This is a genomic window from Nostoc sp. EspVER01 (assembly GCF_034530635.1).
In the GTDB taxonomy this organism is placed as follows: domain Bacteria; phylum Cyanobacteriota; class Cyanobacteriia; order Cyanobacteriales; family Nostocaceae; genus Nostoc.
Map to the genome: position 1 here is coordinate 461,573 of NZ_JAVRCS010000001.1, position 19,690 is coordinate 481,262.

The 19,690-nt window shown below is 41.7% G+C and carries 13 protein-coding genes; 7 read left to right on the plus strand and 6 right to left on the minus strand.

The features are described from left to right. The first annotated feature begins 1,341 nt into the window (after nt 1–1,341). A complete protein-coding gene (locus tag RMX69_RS01825; protein ID WP_322636304.1) occupies nt 1,342–2,541 on the plus strand; it encodes an acyl-CoA dehydrogenase family protein in 1,200 nt (399 codons plus the stop codon). A 118-nt stretch (nt 2,542–2,659) separates the two neighbouring features. Here the strand turns inward: RMX69_RS01825 and RMX69_RS01830 are convergent, their stop codons facing one another. The 5 genes from RMX69_RS01830 to ssuD all read right to left on the minus strand — a co-directional run bounded on the left by RMX69_RS01830 (nt 2,660) and on the right by ssuD (nt 7,897). Further along, the gene (locus RMX69_RS01830) at nt 2,660–3,610 is read right to left on the minus strand and encodes a D-2-hydroxyacid dehydrogenase (RefSeq protein WP_289799661.1); all 951 of its coding nucleotides are present in this window, start codon (nt 3,608–3,610) and stop codon (nt 2,660–2,662) included. A gap of 543 nt (nt 3,611–4,153) precedes the next feature. Further along, the gene (locus RMX69_RS01835) at nt 4,154–4,657 is read right to left on the minus strand and encodes a GNAT family N-acetyltransferase (protein ID WP_289799659.1); all 504 of its coding nucleotides are present in this window, start codon (nt 4,655–4,657) and stop codon (nt 4,154–4,156) included. A 245-nt stretch (nt 4,658–4,902) separates the two neighbouring features. Continuing rightward, nucleotides 4,903–5,673: an ATP-binding cassette domain-containing protein gene (locus tag RMX69_RS01840; protein WP_289799658.1), complete on the minus strand. Its 771-nt coding sequence runs from the start codon at nt 5,671–5,673 to the stop codon at nt 4,903–4,905. 146 nt (nt 5,674–5,819) lie between these two features. Continuing rightward, a complete protein-coding gene (gene ssuC, locus RMX69_RS01845) occupies nt 5,820–6,650 on the minus strand; it encodes an aliphatic sulfonate ABC transporter permease SsuC (RefSeq protein ID WP_289799657.1) in 831 nt (276 codons plus the stop codon). A 98-nt stretch (nt 6,651–6,748) separates the two neighbouring features. Then, the gene (gene ssuD / locus RMX69_RS01850; RefSeq protein WP_322636306.1) at nt 6,749–7,897 is read right to left on the minus strand and encodes an FMNH2-dependent alkanesulfonate monooxygenase; all 1,149 of its coding nucleotides are present in this window, start codon (nt 7,895–7,897) and stop codon (nt 6,749–6,751) included. Between the two features lie 966 nt (nt 7,898–8,863). Between ssuD and RMX69_RS01855 the strand changes: the two genes are divergently transcribed. Both RMX69_RS01855 and RMX69_RS01860 read left to right on the plus strand, forming a co-directional pair. Next, a complete protein-coding gene (locus RMX69_RS01855; RefSeq protein WP_322636308.1) occupies nt 8,864–9,622 on the plus strand; it encodes a hypothetical protein in 759 nt (252 codons plus the stop codon). A gap of 281 nt (nt 9,623–9,903) precedes the next feature. Beyond that, nucleotides 9,904–12,954, plus strand: coding sequence for a TIM-barrel domain-containing protein (locus RMX69_RS01860; protein ID WP_322636309.1), 3,051 nt, complete (start codon nt 9,904–9,906; stop codon nt 12,952–12,954). A gap of 59 nt (nt 12,955–13,013) precedes the next feature. Here the strand turns inward: RMX69_RS01860 and RMX69_RS01865 are convergent, their stop codons facing one another. After that, the gene (locus RMX69_RS01865) at nt 13,014–13,166 is read right to left on the minus strand and encodes a hypothetical protein (RefSeq protein ID WP_322636310.1); all 153 of its coding nucleotides are present in this window, start codon (nt 13,164–13,166) and stop codon (nt 13,014–13,016) included. An 817-nt stretch (nt 13,167–13,983) separates the two neighbouring features. Between RMX69_RS01865 and RMX69_RS01870 the strand changes: the two genes are divergently transcribed. From RMX69_RS01870 to RMX69_RS01885, 4 genes are all read left to right on the plus strand, one after another. Continuing rightward, nucleotides 13,984–15,804 carry an iron uptake porin gene (locus RMX69_RS01870; protein ID WP_322636312.1) on the plus strand — a complete coding sequence of 607 codons (1,821 nt, stop codon included), beginning with the start codon at nt 13,984–13,986 and terminating at the stop codon, nt 15,802–15,804. 592 nt (nt 15,805–16,396) lie between these two features. After that, nucleotides 16,397–18,031, plus strand: a complete 1,635-nt coding sequence (locus RMX69_RS01875) for an FAD-binding protein (RefSeq protein WP_322636313.1) — start codon at nt 16,397–16,399, stop codon at nt 18,029–18,031. Further along, nucleotides 18,028–18,357, plus strand: a complete 330-nt coding sequence (locus RMX69_RS01880; protein WP_289799651.1) for a 4Fe-4S dicluster domain-containing protein — start codon at nt 18,028–18,030, stop codon at nt 18,355–18,357. The genes RMX69_RS01875 and RMX69_RS01880 overlap by 4 nt, the downstream gene beginning before the upstream one ends. A 162-nt stretch (nt 18,358–18,519) precedes the next feature. Further along, nucleotides 18,520–19,578: an ABC transporter substrate-binding protein gene (locus tag RMX69_RS01885; RefSeq protein ID WP_322636314.1), complete on the plus strand. Its 1,059-nt coding sequence runs from the start codon at nt 18,520–18,522 to the stop codon at nt 19,576–19,578. Nucleotides 19,579–19,690 lie beyond the last annotated feature (112 nt).

Genomic DNA, 19,690 nt, shown 5'->3' on the forward strand with positions numbered 1-19,690 from the left:
AGTATTTTACCAATTAAGCAAAACTCCACTTAAACAAATATTGCTTAAGTTTGCTTGGAGATTCCAGAGGGGATCTTTTTCCAGCACTGCTTAGTATTTTTAAGGAGCATCTAGCAAGTTATTTAACGTTTGTATTATACCTCCTATAGTGTAACAAATGCAAGTGACTAAAATAGACTTGCGAACATCATCATATTTACATACAAACATGATATTTACATAATTAGCTTACACTCCTTAGCACTTAAATTTAGATATTTTAGTAGTTTCTTAATGTAAATTTTCTGACAAGTCACCTAATAGATGATTTTTAACAAAAAAAATATATTTCACAACCATTTATACATTAAATCTTTAAATAGCTAGGCTGCATAACATGATGGTAGCCATAACGGCGACTATTGTTTGCTTAAAGGTGACAATTAAGTTGTTTAAATTAGCTGTGAGGTAAAACACATTAATGTTGTGATCCGGCACACACACTAGTTAACTACGGCAATCTTAGCATTTTTCCTATCAAGGGCATAGCAGCAATACATATTGCAGCTTGATAGAAGTTGAGAAATAAGCATAATTTTAAATGAGCCTATAGTTCAAAAAATGACAATAAATCGCAAATTCGTCTTTTAAAACCTAAGATTGCGATGCGATCAAGTCAAGTAGTAAATGGATAAATTGAATGGTGGTTATAAAGCTAGTGCTCTGATGAAATTGTGACACCATAGATTTGGTTAAATATAGGAAATCATCCATAGCGGTTCTCACTCAGATCGGGTACATCTTCAAAGTTAAAAAATTTATATATGAAGTCTAGTTATACCTCAGTAGCAGAGGAACCGCTATAAAAGCAACCAATATCACCTTGCTTGCGATCGCCAATGTTGTTGCTGTATATTTATCCATTAGAAAATCTACTTGATGAGAAAATTATCCCTGCATTATCTAGGGATCTTTATATTACTCTCAACAGAGAATATTTAAACGCTTGTTTCTCCGTGCTTCGTTCCAAATGCGGAGATTTAATTTGAATAATGATTAGCTTAAAAGACCAGTAGGGAATTCAGTTCCTAAGTTGTGGGGCGATCGCTGAATTTTTTGCTTGGCTTGCTCTATGAAAGGAGTTTGTGTCATACTTAACTGAGATAATTAATTACTAAATCTCGGTCGATTTTAAGTAGTATTCCACAAGCGCTAGAAGTATACAGTCTGGGTAATGAGGATTGCAGATTGAGGGGAGACTGCCGTCATGGGAAAAATTTTGATGTTCCTGCAAACTTGAGATGCTTCCATATTGAAAAACATCTCTGATTTAGTAGTACAGTGAATTACGAAGGAGTATTTATGTCACAGTTGGAGCAAGCAGTGCCAGACACCTTTGTAGCCCAAGGCTTAGAAACTCTCCCCAATATTTTCGACCGAGTTGAGGCTCTGTCCAAAGATTTTGCCACCCGTGCAGGGGTACACGATAGAGATGCTTCCTTTCCCTTCGAGAATTTTACAGCTTTGCATGAGGCAGGATTGCTCAACCTCACCATTCCCCGTGAATTCGGTGGACAGGATTTGGGGTTGGCAACTATCTGCCGGGTGATTGAAGGGATAGCGCGTGGTGATGCTTCGACCGCATTAGTACTGACAATGCACTATCTTCAACATGCTCATGCAGCCCGTAGCCGTCGCTGGCATCCAGAAGTATATAGGCGGCTGTGTCGTGAATCAATTGAAGGTATTGCCCTGCTGAATGCTGCCCGTGTTGAACCAGAGTTAGGAACGCCAGCGAGAGGCGGATTACCTGCAACAATTGCCGAACGAACAGCAGATGGCTGGCGTTTAACAGGACATAAGCAATACACCACGGGCAGTCCTATCCTCAGCTATTTTGTTGTTTGGGCACGGACAACTGAAGATGAACCACAAGTTGGGAATTTTCTAGTTCCGCGCGATCTGCCAGGTTTGCGAATTGTCGAAACCTGGGATCACTTGGGAATGAGAGCTACAGGCAGCCACGATCTCATTTTAAAGAATGTATTAATTCCCTCAGAGTATGCTCTCAATATCAACCCCATATCTGCTGCGCCATCTTTTGATCCACTGATTTCCACTTGGGGCAGTTTGACAGTGAGTGCCTTATATCTCGGTGTTGCTAGTAGTGCGCGAGACTGGCTTGTTAAATATCTTTGGGAGCGATCGCCTTCTAATCTCCAAGAGCCACTGGCAACTCTGCCACGCTTCCAAACTGCCGTGGGTGAGATGGAAGCACTGCTGTTTGCTAATAATAGATTGATTTATAGTTTGGCTCAAGATATTGACAAGGGCAAATATGAGCCTAACCTAGGATTACAGGCACAGGCTGTTAAATACCTCACCACAACCAACTCAATTCGTGCTGTAGAAATTGCCTTAGAACTAACTGGTAATCCTGGTTTATTAAAAAGAAATCCTTTAGAGCGTCACTACCGTGACGTTTTGTGCAGCCGTATACATACGCCGCAGAATGATGTTATTTGCCAGTCATTAGGGAAGTCAGTGCTGAAAATTAAGTGATTGTGAGCAGGGGAGACAGGGAAGCAGAGGAGAAGTTACAGTAAATTTTATCCCCTCTGCCCCTCTGCTCCTCTGCCCCTCTGCTTCTTTCTTGTACCCCATGCCCAATACCCAATATTTAGTATCCTGCTTGCTTATCTACAACATTCCGCAAGGGCTGACCAGTTTGGTAGCGTTGAAGATTGTCGATAAATAGTTGTGCTATGCGTTCTCTGAGGCGTGGCGACAAGGCTGAACAATGGGGAGTGATAAAGGCATTCGGTAGCGACCATAAGGGACTTTCTGGCGGCAGAGGTTCGGTTGCAACAGTGTCTAATCCAGCACCCGCAATCCATCCCTCACGTAGTGCGGTAAGCAATGCAGCTTCATCTACGATCGCACCACGAGCAATATTAATTAGGTAAGCAGACTGACGCATAGAGCGCAATGCAGTTTCATCGATCAAGCCTTTAGTTTCTGGGGTTAGTGGTGTAGCAACAACTACATAGTCTACGTGTGGGAGGAGCGATCGCCACTCATCAGCACCCACAACTTTGTCAAAATTCGGTAGGGGTTCAGGATGGCGGCGACTACCCCACACTGTAACTCCAAAGGCTTTGGCACGAGAAGCGATCGCTTGACCGATATTTCCTGTGCCGAGAATTAATAAAGTCGCGTCTGCCAACTCTTCGAGAAACACTCCTCTTACCCAAGTGTGTTCATTCTGCAAAGTTTGCAATTTCCGCAGATTCTTGGCGTGATAGAGCATAAATGCGAGTACAAATTCCGAAATTGGAATTGCATGAACCCCTGCACCATTAGTGAGGATAATGTCCTTTTGCAAAAAAGTTGGTGTGAGGATGTGATTCACGCCAGCACTTGGTGACTGTTGCCAACGCAGCGCGGGTGCTGCTGTCAGTACTTTGTCAAGGGTAGAGGTTCTCAGGTAAAATCCATTGACATAAATCTCTGCATCACTGGCATCACCATCGAGATTACCTTCACTATCCACCTCTACTACATCTATATTAGATGGTAGGTATGGCTTTATATCTGCAATGAGATGATCGGGTAAAATTAGTTTCACCATTAGCTACTCCCTAATTCCATTTTTAGTTTTGGATTTTGGATTGTGCAACTCAATCGGCAGCACCTCATCTACTCGTACAATCTGTGTATTGGATGGTAGATGTGGCTCAATGTCAGTAACCAGATCGAGCGGCAAAATGAGCTTCATTGTAGATTACCTCTTCTTTATTGACAAGGCTATAGGAATCCGGTTTGATTCCTGAATTTGGTTGCGTAGACAGGGCACAGGGAATAGAGGACAGCGAACAGGAAAGAATGGATAGATCCGTACTGAGTCTTGTTCACAAATCAAATAGGAATTCTATATCTCTGGAAATTGCCTATGTTTGACAAAACTGAGTGCCATTTTTTATTGGCACAAATTATGATGATATTTAGTAATATTTCAAGGCTGATTATTTGTAAGAATTCAGGAGTCAGGTGGTCGCCGAGCGACTTGCCTTGAGCGTATCGCTAAAGCGAAAGCTCCGCTAACGCGTAGCGTCTCGTAGAGAAGTCGAAAGGAGTCGAGGTGAGTCAGAATTCAGAATGGAATTAGGAACGATTATTTAATCTGTAAATACATAAACTCTAGATCAAAATATTGGTTATTATATTGATACGCTCTTTTCTCTGTTCCATATATTTGAAAGCCCAATGATAAATAAAGTGGTTTTGCTAAAAAGTTGCTTTTAACAATATCAATTAATAAAATTTCCACCTCATTAATAGCTTTTGCTCTTTCAATTAATTCATTTAATAATAATTTACCTACACCCTTTCCCCGATATTCTTGTTGAACATACATGCTACTAATATATGCTTTATGCCTGAGTTTTATTCTTGATTCTTGATGAAATGCGACTATCCCAATTAAATTTTTATCCTCAAAATATCCCAAAATAAAATTATTGTTATCTGCTGGAATTCTATCCCGAAATTGTTCTATCGTCTTAATTACTTCTTCTTGATATGTTGTGCCAAATGAATCTGGATTTTTATCTAAAGCTTCTAGTCTGATCTGTCTATAATCTTCTGCATCATACTTTGTTAATTTTTTGACGATCATTAGATTCAATGTAAATGATAGATATTTGTGTCAATAAAGCAATATAGATTAAGATTATTATATTTTAGTTTGTCTAGATCGTGAATATATAAAAAATCCCCCAGACTGGCAGAGAGTAGAGTTAAGAGGTATTTTGAGTATTCATAAATATTCTTTATTGGTATAGGCAAGTTTTAATCTCGAAGTAGCATATTTACCGCAGCTACCTCAAGTTTAATATTGATTGACTACAAAAAGCTTAAATTTCAACTACTCAGCTGTAATAACTGGTTGTTTAGCCGAGTACTTTCATTGCTCATTACTTGCTCTAAAACTGCTTCTCTGATATTGATAAACACTTCGCTACTTCTATCCCGTGGGCGTGAAAGTCTCACAGGCAAATCCATAGAAATCTTTCCTTCATCAATCACTATCACTCGGTCTGCTAACGCCACAGCCTCTTCTACATCATGAGTAACCAAAAATGCAGTAAATCTTCGTTCTTGCCATAAGTTTTCAATCAAACCCTGCATCTCTAACCGAGTTAGAGCATCCAATGCTCCCAAAGGTTCATCTAGCAACAACAAACGGGGCTGACTAACTAACGCTCTGGCCAATGATACCCGTTGCCGTTGTCCTCCAGACAAAATATAAGGCCACTCATCAGCCCTATCTTTGAGTCCGACTTTATTGAGTGCCCACAAAGCTTTTTCACGCCAATTACCTTCTAAGCCCAACCCCACGTTCTGAACAACGCGCTTCCACGGCAGCAAGCGGGGATCTTGAAACATCACTGTTACGGAGCGGCTGAGTCTACGCAGTGGTTCTCCATCCAATAGTATTCCGCCTGAAGTTGCTCTATCTAATCCTGACACCAGACGCAATAAAGTACTCTTGCCACAACCACTTCGTCCAACAATAGCGACAAACTCACCTGCTTCAACTTCTAAATTCAGCGAGTTTAAAACAGTTTTATTACCAAAAGCTTTCGTCAAATCCAAAATACTTAATTGTGTACCCTGTACATTTGAACTCACTTGCAAAACCTCCTTTTCGAGAACAACTGGAATTATTATTTATTTGATTGATCAGACGTTGAAGAAAGCAAATCACAGTCAAAATTAATAGAATTCAAAAGTTAAAATCAGGAATTTTCAACCTTTGAGTCTGGTGAGTTTAGTATTTATGACTTTTGGTAATTGGGGTTCCAAGCCAAGAATTTTGTTTCTAATCCTCTGGCGACAGCATCTGCTAATTTACCCAGCAGTGCATAGATTACAATACTTAAAACCACAACATCGGTTTGCATAAACTCACGGGCATTCATTGCCATATAACCAAGACCAGAATCTGCCGCGATCGTTTCTGCCACAATTAGTGTCAACCACATAATCCCCAAGGAAAAACGGACACCAACGAGAATCGAAGACAAAGCTCCTGGAAAAATTATTTGCCACAGAAGTTGTGGTGTTTTTAATCCATAGACTTTTCCCATTTCAATCAGTCCAGGGTCAACACTGCGGATGCCATGAAATGTATTGAGATATAATGGGAAAAATACCCCCATAGACACTAGAAATAATCTAGCTTGATCGCCAATACCAAACCAGAGAATCACTAGCGGAATTAATGCCAAATTAGGGATAGTACGAAGCATTTGTAAGGAACTATCCAATAACTTTTCTGCTACACGGGAAAAGCCATTGAGCAATCCTAAACTAAAGCCAATACTGCCACCAACTATAAAACCAGATATCGCCCGCCCAGCACTAATTCCTATATGTTGGAACAGTTCTCCAGTCGATCCTAGTTTAATCGCTGTAGCAATTACACCACTTGGTGCTGGTAAAATCCTGCTGGAAAGTAGGCCAGTTCTGGAAGCAAATTCCCAAAGAACTAGTACGGTAACAGGTACAATCCAAGGAACTAATTTCTGGAATTGTTGGTTTTCCCACAAGCCGTTCAGAAATATTATATTGTTGTTGCTTTTGGTCTGTTTAAGAGAAATAGTCATGGGATTTGGGATTTTAGATTGTCCACAAGGATTAATCTAGAAGCATCGTTGGCATAATTCGCAACTTGCTCTTTAATTACGAATTACGAATTATTAAGTCATGAAGCACTTGTTAATTGTTTCGCAATTTTTTCATTGGCGAAATCTTTGCCAATAGGACTTAAGACTGCTGGCGTTAAAGGTGCAGGTTCATTCTGCAAAGGTAGACGTGGAAATAATAATTCAGCGGTGCGATACGCTTCTTCTAAATGGGGATACCCAGAGAAAACGAATGTTTCTATCCCCAAATTGCGATATTCCAGCATCCTAGCAGCAACGGTGTCGGGATCTCCAACTAAGGCTGTACCAGCACCACCCCGCACTAATCCAATTCCTGTCCAGAGGTTGGGGCTAATCTCTAAGGCTGCTCGACTACCACTATGTAGTTGACTCATGCGCCGCTGTCCTTCAGAATCAGATTGAGCTAAGTCTTTCTGAGCTTTAGCGATCGCATCCTCATCGACATACTTAATTAGCTCATTGGCTGCATCCCAAGCAGCTGACTCGGTTTCTCGCACAATTACATGCAAGCGAATCCCAAAACGGACTGTTCTGCCTTGTTCAGCCGCCAATTTCTTAACTTCGGCAATCTTTTGGCCCACTTGTTGTGGAGGTTCACCCCAAGTCAGGTAAACATCTATATGTTTAGCAGCAACCCGCTTGGCGGCAGCAGATGAGCCACCAAACCACAAGGGCGGATAGGGTTTTTGAACTGGTGGAAATAAGAGTTTACCGCCTTTAATATCCAGGTAGTTTCCTTTAAAATCGACTGTTTCTCCACTGACGATACCCCGCCAAACTCTGAGAAATTCATCGGTTAAATCATAGCGATCGTCATGACTAAGATGCAAGCCATCCCCAGCCAATTGCACCGGATCTCCACCTGTCACTACATTAATTAACAATCTTCCTTGAGAAATTCGGTCAAATGTTGCTGCCATCCGTGCAGCAACACTTGGGGAAGTAATTCCTGGACGAATTGCCACCAGAAATTTCATCTGCTTGGTGACAGAGATGAAAGCAGCGGCGGTTATCCAAGCGTCTTCGCAAGAACTTCCTGTGGGTAACAATGCGCCAGTGTAGCCTAAACTATCCACAGCTTGGGCAATTTGTTGTAAATAATCAGGTGTGACAACACGAGAACCAATATCTGTGCCTAAATAGCGTCCGTCATGAGATCCAGTAGGAATAAACCAAAGAATTTGCATTTGTGTCAGACAGGGTACAAGTACACATGCTACGGCAAATCGATCGATTTGCCGGAGTTTATAGTCAGCATTTTACAGGAAATTATTTAAAATGCCAGTGATAGATTAACGATTCATAAAGAATAACTGCCCACAAGATTGACGTTCTCACGCACAATCCCGATAATCATTACACTTTTGTTGCAACAATAGCTGTCGTGAAGAATACAAGTTTTGTGTCAATTACCCACATTTTTGCGCCTTGTAAGTGTTTACTTCTGGTTTCATCGAGAGAAACCTTAATTTTACTTATTGGCAAAATTACCTGCGAAAACCAAATTTTTGAGTATGCTTATTGTTTCAGAATGTGAAATACATCATTCTATAGATAGATAATGTGTTCAAGATTACTGATTTTTTACGTTTTTTCTATAACAAAAAATCATTCAAAAATCATTGTAGCAACATGCAATTAACTGTATTGTTGAATGTTAGATAAGATGTTGGCTAATAATAAATAAGTTCCACAATTTATGCAGGTACTTTCAGAGTCTTGATGTAGTGGTGAATTAAATAATTTGTAAAATTTTTTTACGAAACAAAATGGAAAGTCCGCACCTATGAGACGGATAAACACTGAAAAAAGCGCAAGTTGCACTAAGGATAAAAGCCAGAGTCAACGCAAAATAAAAGCTTGTTGTCTGCTCATATTTTCGGGCAAGTTTGAAAATACACGCTAATACATAGCAACTATACAGTTATTAAGAATTTATTAAATGTTTATTAACTGTCTTAACTGTCCTTGTATTTGCATTCAACTTTTAATAAAGTGTTGAAGAGAATTTTAAGTAATGCCCGCTGGGGCACGTGTCAATTAGCTTAGGTGGAGCAAGTGCCACCGACAGTTTGTATTCAAACAGTAAGTGAATGCTCTCAACTGCTTTGTTTGCTGTGAGTAGATTTTGTCGAGCAGAGGAAAAGTAAATTATGACAAGCACGCTGATACATAACGTGGAAAAGCAGTTAAACTTTTCCGGTTCGCACATAGATGCGAAATACGTTGTTGATGTAACCAATTATTACATCAACAACGAAACGATTGTAGTTAACCCACATATGTGGGATGTTTCAGTTGGTCAGCCCGTTAGAAATATCATTCCTGCTTTCTCCTCAACTATCCTCAAAGACATAACCATCGAGAAGGCTCAAGCACTGATATTGATCGAGGTAAAAGACACCACCAATATCGGAAATATTCTTTTGGAAGAGGGTTGGGTTCTATTAGGCGATACTATGGAAGACTCTCCCAATAGTGGCGACACTAGCGAACTCGCCTATCCTAAAAATACACCTCTATGGAAATCGCCACAAGATGACGCGGGTATTGTAGAGATCGACCCGTATTACATGACGAGGCAAGCAAAGACGCCGAGTGAAAAGCAAAGCTTTGTCGTAAAACTCAACTTATGGTTTGCCCCCTCACACACCAATTGTTTCATACACAACAAGCATGACTTCATAGAAATCCATACAGAGATATTTGGTACTGGCAGAATGCAGAAGTTCAAAGCTCAAGATTATGGCACTCTCTATGAAGACATGTTAATGAGTCCAGGTTTTACAACTGCTGTGCCATTTTGTCAAGTTGAAGAAAACAGCAAATACATTTATCCGTGGCATCAATATTACGCAGATACAGATTGTATTTGGATGGCAATAGAATATCATCCGTTGGCTAAAGCTTAAACTAAGCAACTTTATTGAGGGAGATTGCCAACTAAATTATGACATGGCGATCGCTAATTACCAGTCACATCCTTTGTCCTTGGCTCCAACAGATTGCACTATTTAATCTTGAGAGTCTGGGGTAGGAAGTTAAGGTAGCTCTACCTCAGTCAGTCTCTCACACAATTTCCTTCAATAATAACAAGAATAGAATTTATTCGCTTTAGATTCAGATAAATCTGATGGTGAATGATTTTAATCACTGAGCGATTGAGACAATTTTGTACTACCAGAGCATAATCATGTCGAATATAATTTTTTCCGAAAAAGAGGCCTACAAATTTCTCAAAGTAGAAGAGTATTTTGGTAGGTATAAAGAATGGGAGAAGCTTCTAGAAGTCAAAAGTCATGCCTTCGATGCAGACTCAAAAACTTTGACGCTGAATTTTAGCAAGAGTGATAGCAATCCATGCAGTATACTCATACAGTTCCCGCAAAAAGATACTTTCCGGTTGCGCTTCAATCCTAAAAAAACTGCCAAGGACTATTCTTCAAAAAATAGTCCTTCAGTACTTTTGAACAACTTTGAAGATTTGACGAGACTGACCGAGAATCACGAACATTTTGACATTGAAGTAGTAAAAGATGTCAGCAACGGCATTGAACTGGTGACGAAGAATGTAGATAATAATCCAGAAATGAAAGTGGTTGTCAATCATCAGCCATTTTCAATTACGGTCTATATGTTTGCTCCCCATGAAGAGTATATTGTTTGGCAGACGGCAGATACTCCGATTTACTATACCCCTAACGGAAATAATGATTACGCCATTATCCAGGCAGTGAACAAGCCAGCCAATGCCAAATATGTTGGCTTTGGCGAACAAGGCGGGCAATCTCTAAGCAAAAATACCGCACAAGTCAACTATTTCAACTTCGATAATATGCGGTATCGGCAAGTTTACGATCGCGGTCCTTTAGATCCCCGAGAACCTCTTTACCACTCAGAACCGTTCTTTTACGAATTTCATGGCGTTCCCGAACACGATAGCGTCACTGGCGTTTTTATTGATAATACTGGTCAAGTCCTAGTGGATATCGGTTATATCAACTCCAGTCGCTATATGATTGGGACTCGCTTTGGGGATCTTGACTTTTATTTTTTTATCGGACATAACCCTGCCAACATCCTAGATAGTTATACCGAAATTGTGGGCAGACCGCGCTTGAAACCCCGCTACTGCTTGGGATATCAACAAGGTTGTTATGGCTACGAACGTCAAGATATCGTAGAATGGGCAGTCCGCAAGCATCGGGAATACCAAATTCCCCTTGATGGTATGCATGTCGATGTAGATATCCAGAAGAATTACCAAACCTTCACGATTGATACAGAGAAATTCCCCAACCCCTACGAAATGTTTCACAACTTGAAAGAACAGGGCGTGAAATGCAGCACCAATATCACCCCAGTGATTAGCCGCCTAGACCCCAATTATTCAACTTACGCTGAGGCTAAGGACAAAGGGTTTTTCGTCATAGACAGACGTTACGATCCCGGAAATCCTGATAGCAAAATTTACCAGCTTTACGGTAGCGGTCATCAATTCTCTCCCAATAATGGGTATGTTGAAGGTTTCAATAGTGGGGAACCCTATATTGGTGGGGTTTACTACGGCAACGATTCTAACGGTAATGAGCTAGGGGCTTCTGGTCATTACGCGGATTTAGGTCGGCAAGAGGTACGTGATTGGTGGGGAACCCAATATAAATACCTCTATTCGATGGGGCTAGAAATGGTTTGGCAGGATATGACAACACCTGCTATCCGCGATTATCGTGGGGATATGAAGGGCTTTCCTTTCCGTTTATTAGTGACGGATAATTCCCACTCTGATGCCGAGCCGACATTAACTCCAGCGATTAAGGTGTGGAATTTGTACTCTTACAATCTTCACAAAGCCACGTATCAGGGATTAAACCGTCTGCACGAAATCAAAGATTCCAGATACCCGAACTTAAGCGAAAGAAAAAACAAGCGGAACTTTATCATTGGACGCGGTAGCTTCAGCGGTGTCCATCGCTATGCAGGATTGTGGAATGGTGACAACTCTTCCGACTGGGATTTTCTGAAGATGAATGTCTCTCAAGTGCTGTCTCTTGGTTTGTGCGGATTAGCTATCAATGGGCAGGACATTGGCGGTTTTGAAGCTTCAGCGGTGGATGAAGGCAAATGGGCTAGTCCAGAATTGCTGATTCGCTGGACGGCGGCGGGTGCTTTCTTGCCCTGGTTTCGGAATCATTATGTCCGCAAAGGGCGTAAAGAGTTTCAAGAACCATTCATGTATGTAGAATGGTTTAACCAATATCAGGGTGGCAAGCTGCCCGAACCGCAAAATCTGTACCGGATGGTACTGCCGATTTGCAAGCATTACATTGAATTGCGCTATCGGCTGATGCAGTTGTTCTACGATGGGATGTTTGAAAACTCCCTGAGTGGACTACCGATATCCAGACCCCTGTTTATTAACGATCCCGGCGATCAATCCCTCTACAATGACAAAGAAGCTTTCCTAGACAATGAATTCTTTGTGGGCAAGGATCTGTTGATTGCTCCGGTTTTAGATCCCCAGGAACCTCAATCAATTGAGAAAAACTACGGCAAGCGGGATGTTTATGTTCCCTACGGCAGCGATTGGTACTGTTTTATGAACAATACTATGCCCCTTGGGAGTGTTGTTGAGGGTGGAACAACTATCCGAGATTTTGATGCTAGTCTTAATCTGGAAGGCGATCATATTAACTTCATTGTGCCGATGTATGTGCGTGCGGGTGCTATCATTCCGACGATTGAATTGGAACAATATGTAGGACAGCTGAATAAGGAAGGTAAGCCTAATCCGATTACTCTGAATGTCTATCCGGGTGTGAGTGGTAAGTATACCATGTTCTTAGATGATGGTGTGAGCCGTTCTTCTGCTTTTAAGATGCCACCGAACTCTGGATGGGATGAGGAAGCGAACGATGAATATCGTCGGACTGAGATTACCCATCGTTACCCTGATAAAAAGACTCGCGAAATTAATGTAAAGCGGGTTCATGATGGTTACACGCCAAAGCTTGAAACCTATTTCTTTGTGGCAGTATTGCACGATCCATCTGAAACTAAAGGTGCTTCAGGTTGTTTGAAGAGTGTGAAGATCGCCGGACAAAGTATTCCACAGGTGCAAGGGAGTTCTAATCTCAACTCTTCGCCTCAGAATGCTTGGTATTACAACGAAAGCATCAATATCAGCTTTGTGAAGGTGTTTGATAATAGCCCAGACATCACCATCACAGCAGACTATTTCTAATGGCTGATCTTACAAAACTTCAAGATTGTGAGGAAAAGTCTTTGATAACAGTCCGTCGATCAAAATACAATGCCTAAATTTGCATAAAAACTTGGTTTTTGAGTTTTTATAAAAGCCGTGCAACAGCCAACAAAAAACGACTGTTGCACGGCTTTCGTCTGAAGAAACAGGATGCAGCTAAAAGCGATCGCAATTACAAACAGAAAAGTCATACCTACAGAAACGCCTAGCAGCGGCAGCATCAGAAATTGGCAAGAATTCAGCACCCAGGTGGTCGCCGAGCCTGTCCTGAGCGTAGCCGTAACCCTCCGGGGAAGCAAGCTACGCGCAGCGTCTCCGGCAGGAGAGGTGAGTCAGAAGTCAGAATTTACGATTCTTTAACTATTCTGACTCCTGAATTCTTACAGAAATTGACTTAACCAAGAAATTTGACATATTTTCGCCTCATAGAAAATTACTAGGTCTTGCATTGTACCAAGCTCTATGCAAAGATAATTCTACTAAAGTACGGTAAGTCGATAGAACTATCGTACTTGTGTAACGATTGATGCTGTCAAAATATAGCTGATTACAAAATAGTGTTTTCAACTAATGTTAATTGGCAAATAATCACTTGAATCGAAATCAAGCTTTCGTCAATGTCAGTAGCCATTGATGAACTTTGTACAGCATAACTAAAAAATGGACTTTAGGATGTTTCAGAAGTATCAGTTCATATAGTGTGTGGTTGAGTTTACCTTAAAAATAAAGAAGTCTTTGCTAAGTCATTTATTGTCTAATCTCAGAGGGTTTTAGGCTTATTTAAAGCGTCACAATTCCTAGCTCACTGCGAATTTGGGATTTTACATTCAACTACTTAGTACTGGGTTCGATATTTATCAGAATTTTGCGCTTTTTTCAGCAGCTAAAGCTTTGGTAAATCGATGTTCTAACCATTAGCTATAAACATTAGAACAATGATTTATCTTGTCTTTTATGTCCAATAAAGGGCTAATTTATTCATCTTTAAGGTTGAGGAGTTAAGGAGTCATGTCGAAATTTCGCTGGAATTATAGATCCATAGTGTTCCTGCTTTCGGTGCTAGATATTCTAGCTATCCTGGTTTTTCATCCAGCCAAAAGTCAGGCTGAATTACCTAAATCTAATGTATCTACTATTGAAGTAGAAGAGAACAAAGCTCCAGAAGCAGTTGTCAATCAAACAGTAGACACTTTAATTGCACCAGTCACTCTTAAAAAAGCTCCAAGCGATCTCCAAGATCGAGTCATACCTGTATCACAATTGTTGCAAGCTACACCGCCAACTAAGCAAAAAGCTCCAAACAATGCAGCAGGGCAAGTTACATCCGTCTCGCAACTATCAGATATTAAGCCGACAGATTGGGCATTTCAAGCATTACAGTCTCTAGTTGAGCGCTACGGTGTAATTGCAGGATATACAGATGGTACATTTAAAGGCGATCGCTCCCTAACGCGCTATGAATTTGCCGCTGGGTTGAATGCAGCTTTAGATCGCCTCAATGAACTAATAGCGACTTCGACAACAGATTTAGTCAAACGCGAAGACTTGGATACCATCAAAAAACTACAAGAACAATTTTCTCCAGAACTCGCCCAACTTCGGGGACGCGTAGATAGCCTGGAAGCACGAAATGCGAAGTTAGAAGCAACTCAATTTACAACCACAACCAAACTTATAGGTCGTGCCCAGATTGTTCTTGGTTCACTTCTGGCTGGCAATAACGTCGTTACCAAGAGACAAGCACCTCGCAATGTCACACTTCAAGGCTCAACTTCTTTACGGCTAAACACCAGTTTTAACGGTAAAGATTCACTAAGCTTGTCACTATCAGGTGGAAATATTGAATCGTTGGGACAAACAAGAGTTGAATCCACATTATTAGGAACTTATGAGGGGAGGACTGCTGATAACTCCAGTATTACTTTTGCACGTAACACTATTACTCTCGGTGGTGTTCGCTATCGGTTTCTACCTAATCCAGATACCCAAGTCAACATTTATGCCCTGTCTGATGGAGCTAGTGAGATAGGTCTTTCTGGCCCCGTTAACCCATATTTTGAATCGTCTTCTGCAACTGGTGCTAATGGGATTTCACGATTTTCACGGCGGTCTTTGGTCTATAACTATGGAGATAGCGGCCCAGGAATTGCCATACTCCAGCGATTAGGCAAACAGGTTCAATTCGGGATAGCGTACAGCGCACCAAACGGTGGTAATCCCACACCTAATAATGGCTTATTTACAGGCAGGTATTTAGCTTTAGCACAGTTAATATACTACTCCTCTAATCGGAATTTTCGGGTGGCTGCAACTTATGTCAATACTTATAGCCCAGCGAATACACGAGGTCTAAGTGGAACAAACTTCGGCCCAGCAGTCGGGAGTAACCTGGTAAACAGCACCGTGGCTGGAACCGGAACTGTGGGTAATCTTTATGGTCTACAGGCGTTCTATCAAATTAGTCCCAAGTTGGCAATCAATGGGTGGATAAGTTATGCAGCACACCGCTATTTGGGACGCGGAGATGGTAATGCTATGGATTGGGCGGTAGGACTAGCATTCCCGGATCTTTTTAGTGAAGGTGCGCTAGGTGGGGTTTTAGTTGGTATGGAGCCGAAACTCACCAGGCTTAGTAAAAATGTAGATTTGGGAGCAGGTGTGGGACAAGCAGACAAAGATACTTCCCTGCACGTTGAGGCATTTTACCAATATAAAATCGGAGATAATATTGAGGTTACGCCGGGTTTGATCTGGATTACTGCACCAGACTCTGATTCCAGCAATCCTGATAGTTTATATGCTTGGGTTCGTACTGTCTTTAGGTTTTAACCTTTGACACTCCCCGGACTGAATAAAAATTTTTACATTCGTTTAATCAAAAGTCCGGGGATTCTTGAGTCGTGAAGTACCCCTTTTTGCTTCGCTGAAAAATTTGCTCTCCAATTTCAACTACAACAATGACGGTCTTATTCGTCTCGAACTTAAGTATTTTGTGAACCAAAATTGGACAACTACACAAAAGACGTTATACCAATTTAATGTGAAGTTGCACATATCTTGATCCCCCTAAATCCCCCTTAAAAAGGGGGACTTTGATAGATGTTTTTCCAGTTCCCCCCTTAATAAGGGGGGCTAGGGGGGATCGAATTCTATGCAGCTTCATAAAAAATTGGTATTACAGAGCAAGCTATCGAGAAAGATAACTCAGTTGATTTTACATAAAGTTACGTTTGAAGTTGTTTGGTAAAATACTTGCTTTTTGCCGAAAACTGTGAAAGACTTTATTATGCTATAAACTACGGTTTATCGATCAAGATAATGTATTTATGCGATGTCAGAGCTAGTGAGAACCTGTATTAAGGGATGACAATTTCTAGATTTTTAAATATTTATCTTGCAGTATGGATGGGGTAAAGACTTGATGCTTAAGACGTTAACAAACGATTTTGAACTCGACTTAGAAGCAGATGTGCTTGTGATTGGAGGTGGGCCAGCTGGAACTTGGGCGGCTTGGAGTGCTGCATCAAATGGAGCTAGAGTGATCCTCGTAGATAAAGGGTATTGCGGCACAACTGGATGTGCTGCTGCATCTGGGAATGGTGTGTGGTACGTGCCACCAGATCCAGAAGCACGGGAAACAGCGAAGGCAAGTCGGGAATCGTTGGGTGGGTTTTTAGCCGATCGCAATTGGATGGATCGGGTACTGAATCAGACTTATATCAACATTAATCAGTTAGCAGAGTGGGGTTATCCCTTCCCTACCGACGATGAAGGCAAACCCTACCGGCGATCGCTGCAAGGGCCAGAATATATGCGGCTGATGCGGCGACAAATTCAACGCGCTGGAGTCAAGATTTTAGACAACAGCCCCGCCTTAGAATTACTAGTTGATGACGATGGTGCTGTTGCTGGTGCAACAGGTGTGAACCGTCAAACTGGTGAGAAATGGATAGTGCGATCGCAGTCCACAATTATCGCCACAGGTGGCTGTGCATTTCTCAGTAAAGCGTTAGGATGCAACGTCCTGACGGGGGATGGTTATCTGATGGCGGCAGAAGCAGGGGCCGAGATGTCGGGTATGGAATTTTCTAATGCTTATGGCATCTCTCCCGCCTTTTCTTCAGTTACCAAAACCCTGTTTTATAATTGGGCAACCTTCACCTACGAAGACGGTACTGTAATTCCGGGTGCGAGTTCTCATAGACGGTCAATAATTGCTCAGACATTACTGCAACAGCCAGTTTACGCCATCATAGACAAAGCGGCAGAATCAATGCGGGCATCTATGCGTTTAGCACAGCCCAACTTCTTTTTACCCTTTGACCGTGCAGGTATCGATCCATTTACTCAACGTTTCCCTGTGACTCTGCGCCTAGAAGGAACTGTGCGCGGTACGGGGGGGATTCGGATTGTAGATGAGAGTTGTGCCAGTTCTGTGCGGGGACTTTACGCGGCTGGAGATGCCGCTACACGGGAACTAATTTGTGGCGGATTTACTGGCGGTGGTAGTCATAATGCGGCTTGGGCAATATCTTCTGGCTATTGGTCAGGAAAATCGGCTGCTGAATATAGCCGCAGTTTGGGAGAACAAAAAACTCAACGACAAGTTAAGGGTGTTGGAGAGGTAATATTAGAGAGTGGGAGCGTAGCTTGCCGCCGAAGGCATCGCACCTTAGCGACTGATGAAATTATTCAGGCAGTCCAAGCTGAAGTATTCCCTTACGAAAAGAACTATTTCCGTACAGAACAAGGCTTAACCGAGTCTTTGGGTAAGCTAAATCATCTTTGGCAAGAACTCCGCAGTAGCCAGGTAACATCAGAGAAAGAGCTAATCCGGGCGCGAGAAGCTGCGGCAATGGTAGCCACAGCACGATGGATGTACAGCAGTGCCATTGAACGTAAAGAAACTCGTGGTATGCACAAACATCAAGACTATCCAGAACAAGATGCTAACCAGCAACATCACCTAATTAGTGGCGGATTAGATCAAGTCTGGGTGAAGAGTCAGCCGCTAAGTACAGAAAAGTCTTTATCTAAAATAGGAGCAGCAGTGTGATTGAGTTGGTCAGCGAATCGCGGTGCATAAAATGTAATATCTGCGTGAATATTTGTCCAACTAACGTGTTTGACAGAGTACCTAATGCGCCGCCAACCATTGCCCGACAAAGTGACTGCCAAACCTGTTATATGTGCGAGTTGTATTGTCCAGTTGATGCTCTTTATGTTGCACCAGAGAGCGATGTGACGACTTCAGTTAACGAAGCAGAATTGGCAGAAGTTGGGCTACTGGGTAGTTATCGAGAAAACATTGGTTGGGGACATAAACGCACTTCAACAGCAAAAGCCGATCAAACATTCCAAATTCTGAAGCAGATGAAATAGTAACGTGATGTGCAACTTATCCTTAGAACCCCTCTCCCAACCTCTCCCTCACAGGGAGAGAGGCTTTGATTCTTGCTCCCCTTCCCTAGTAGGGAAGAGGGGTTGGGGGTTAGGTCTGAGAAAAAGTTACACACAGCGTATATATAGGCGGAGAAAATAGTCATGCTGTCGTTACCAGTAGGAACAAGTTATATCAGTAAAAATAAATTTACTTTCAGATTCTCAATTTCAGTGGCTTGTATCCTACTGTTAGTAACTACAGGATGTAGCCAAGGCGAAACTAAATCTGCTCAATCCATTGAGGCTGTTAATGTCAATAACAATGTTGCTGCATCCAATAATATTCCTACACTACGTATAGGTTATGTAGGTAGTTCAGAACCTACAGGGCCACTTGGTTGGGCAAAGAAAAAAGGAATTTTAGATCGGGAGTTGCAAAAAGCAGGATTTAAAAACATTACTTTTGCAAGATTTCCTAATGGGCCGGATCTAAATGAGGCGCTTGTCGCCGGACAATTAGATGTTGGCTCTTTAGGCGATACACCAGCCATAGTTTTGAGAGCAAGGGGTCAGGAAACGCGACTGCTGCGGATTACTCAATTTAATACAACCGCTTGGTTAGTGGCGAAAAAGAATGGTGCGCGATCGCTTGCTGAACTGAAAGATCAAAAAATAGCTACCCAAAAAGGTTCTTATATGCATCGATACCTGCTGGGTCTATTAGCTGAAGCTAAAATTGCCAAGGATGTAAAAGTTGTTCACTTGATGACTACTGAGGCAAAAGCGGCTTTAGAACGTGGTGATATAGCAGCTTATGCAACTTCTAGCGATATGGGGCCTTTTCTGAAATCACAAGGGTTTCCAGTGATTGATTCTTCGGCAAATCATCAGGGTTTGTCAGGGACATCATTAGTTGTCGCAACCGAAAGCTTTTTGGCGAAACAACCTGACTTTCCCAAAAAATTTAACGGAATTCTGACAGAAGCAGCCAAGGATTTAAAAGCTAATTCTGAAGAATATTATCAGTATCACGCACAAACTACTAAATATCCCCTCGATATCATCAAAATATCGTACCCACTGAAACAAATCTCAGAAGAACCATTACCAGCTGAGGGTGTAAAACTTTTAGAGGGAACAAAGAAATTTTTAGTCTTGCAGGGTTTAGCAAAGTCGGACTTTAAATTAACAGACTGGGTTGTTAATGAACAGCCGCGTTAATTTTATTTATCTTGTTGATTAAAGTTTTTTTAACGAACCACAGAGGCGCAGAGAACGCAGAGAAAATTTATGGAGAAGGAAGTTATCAGTGAAACTGATTTTGGAGATTTTG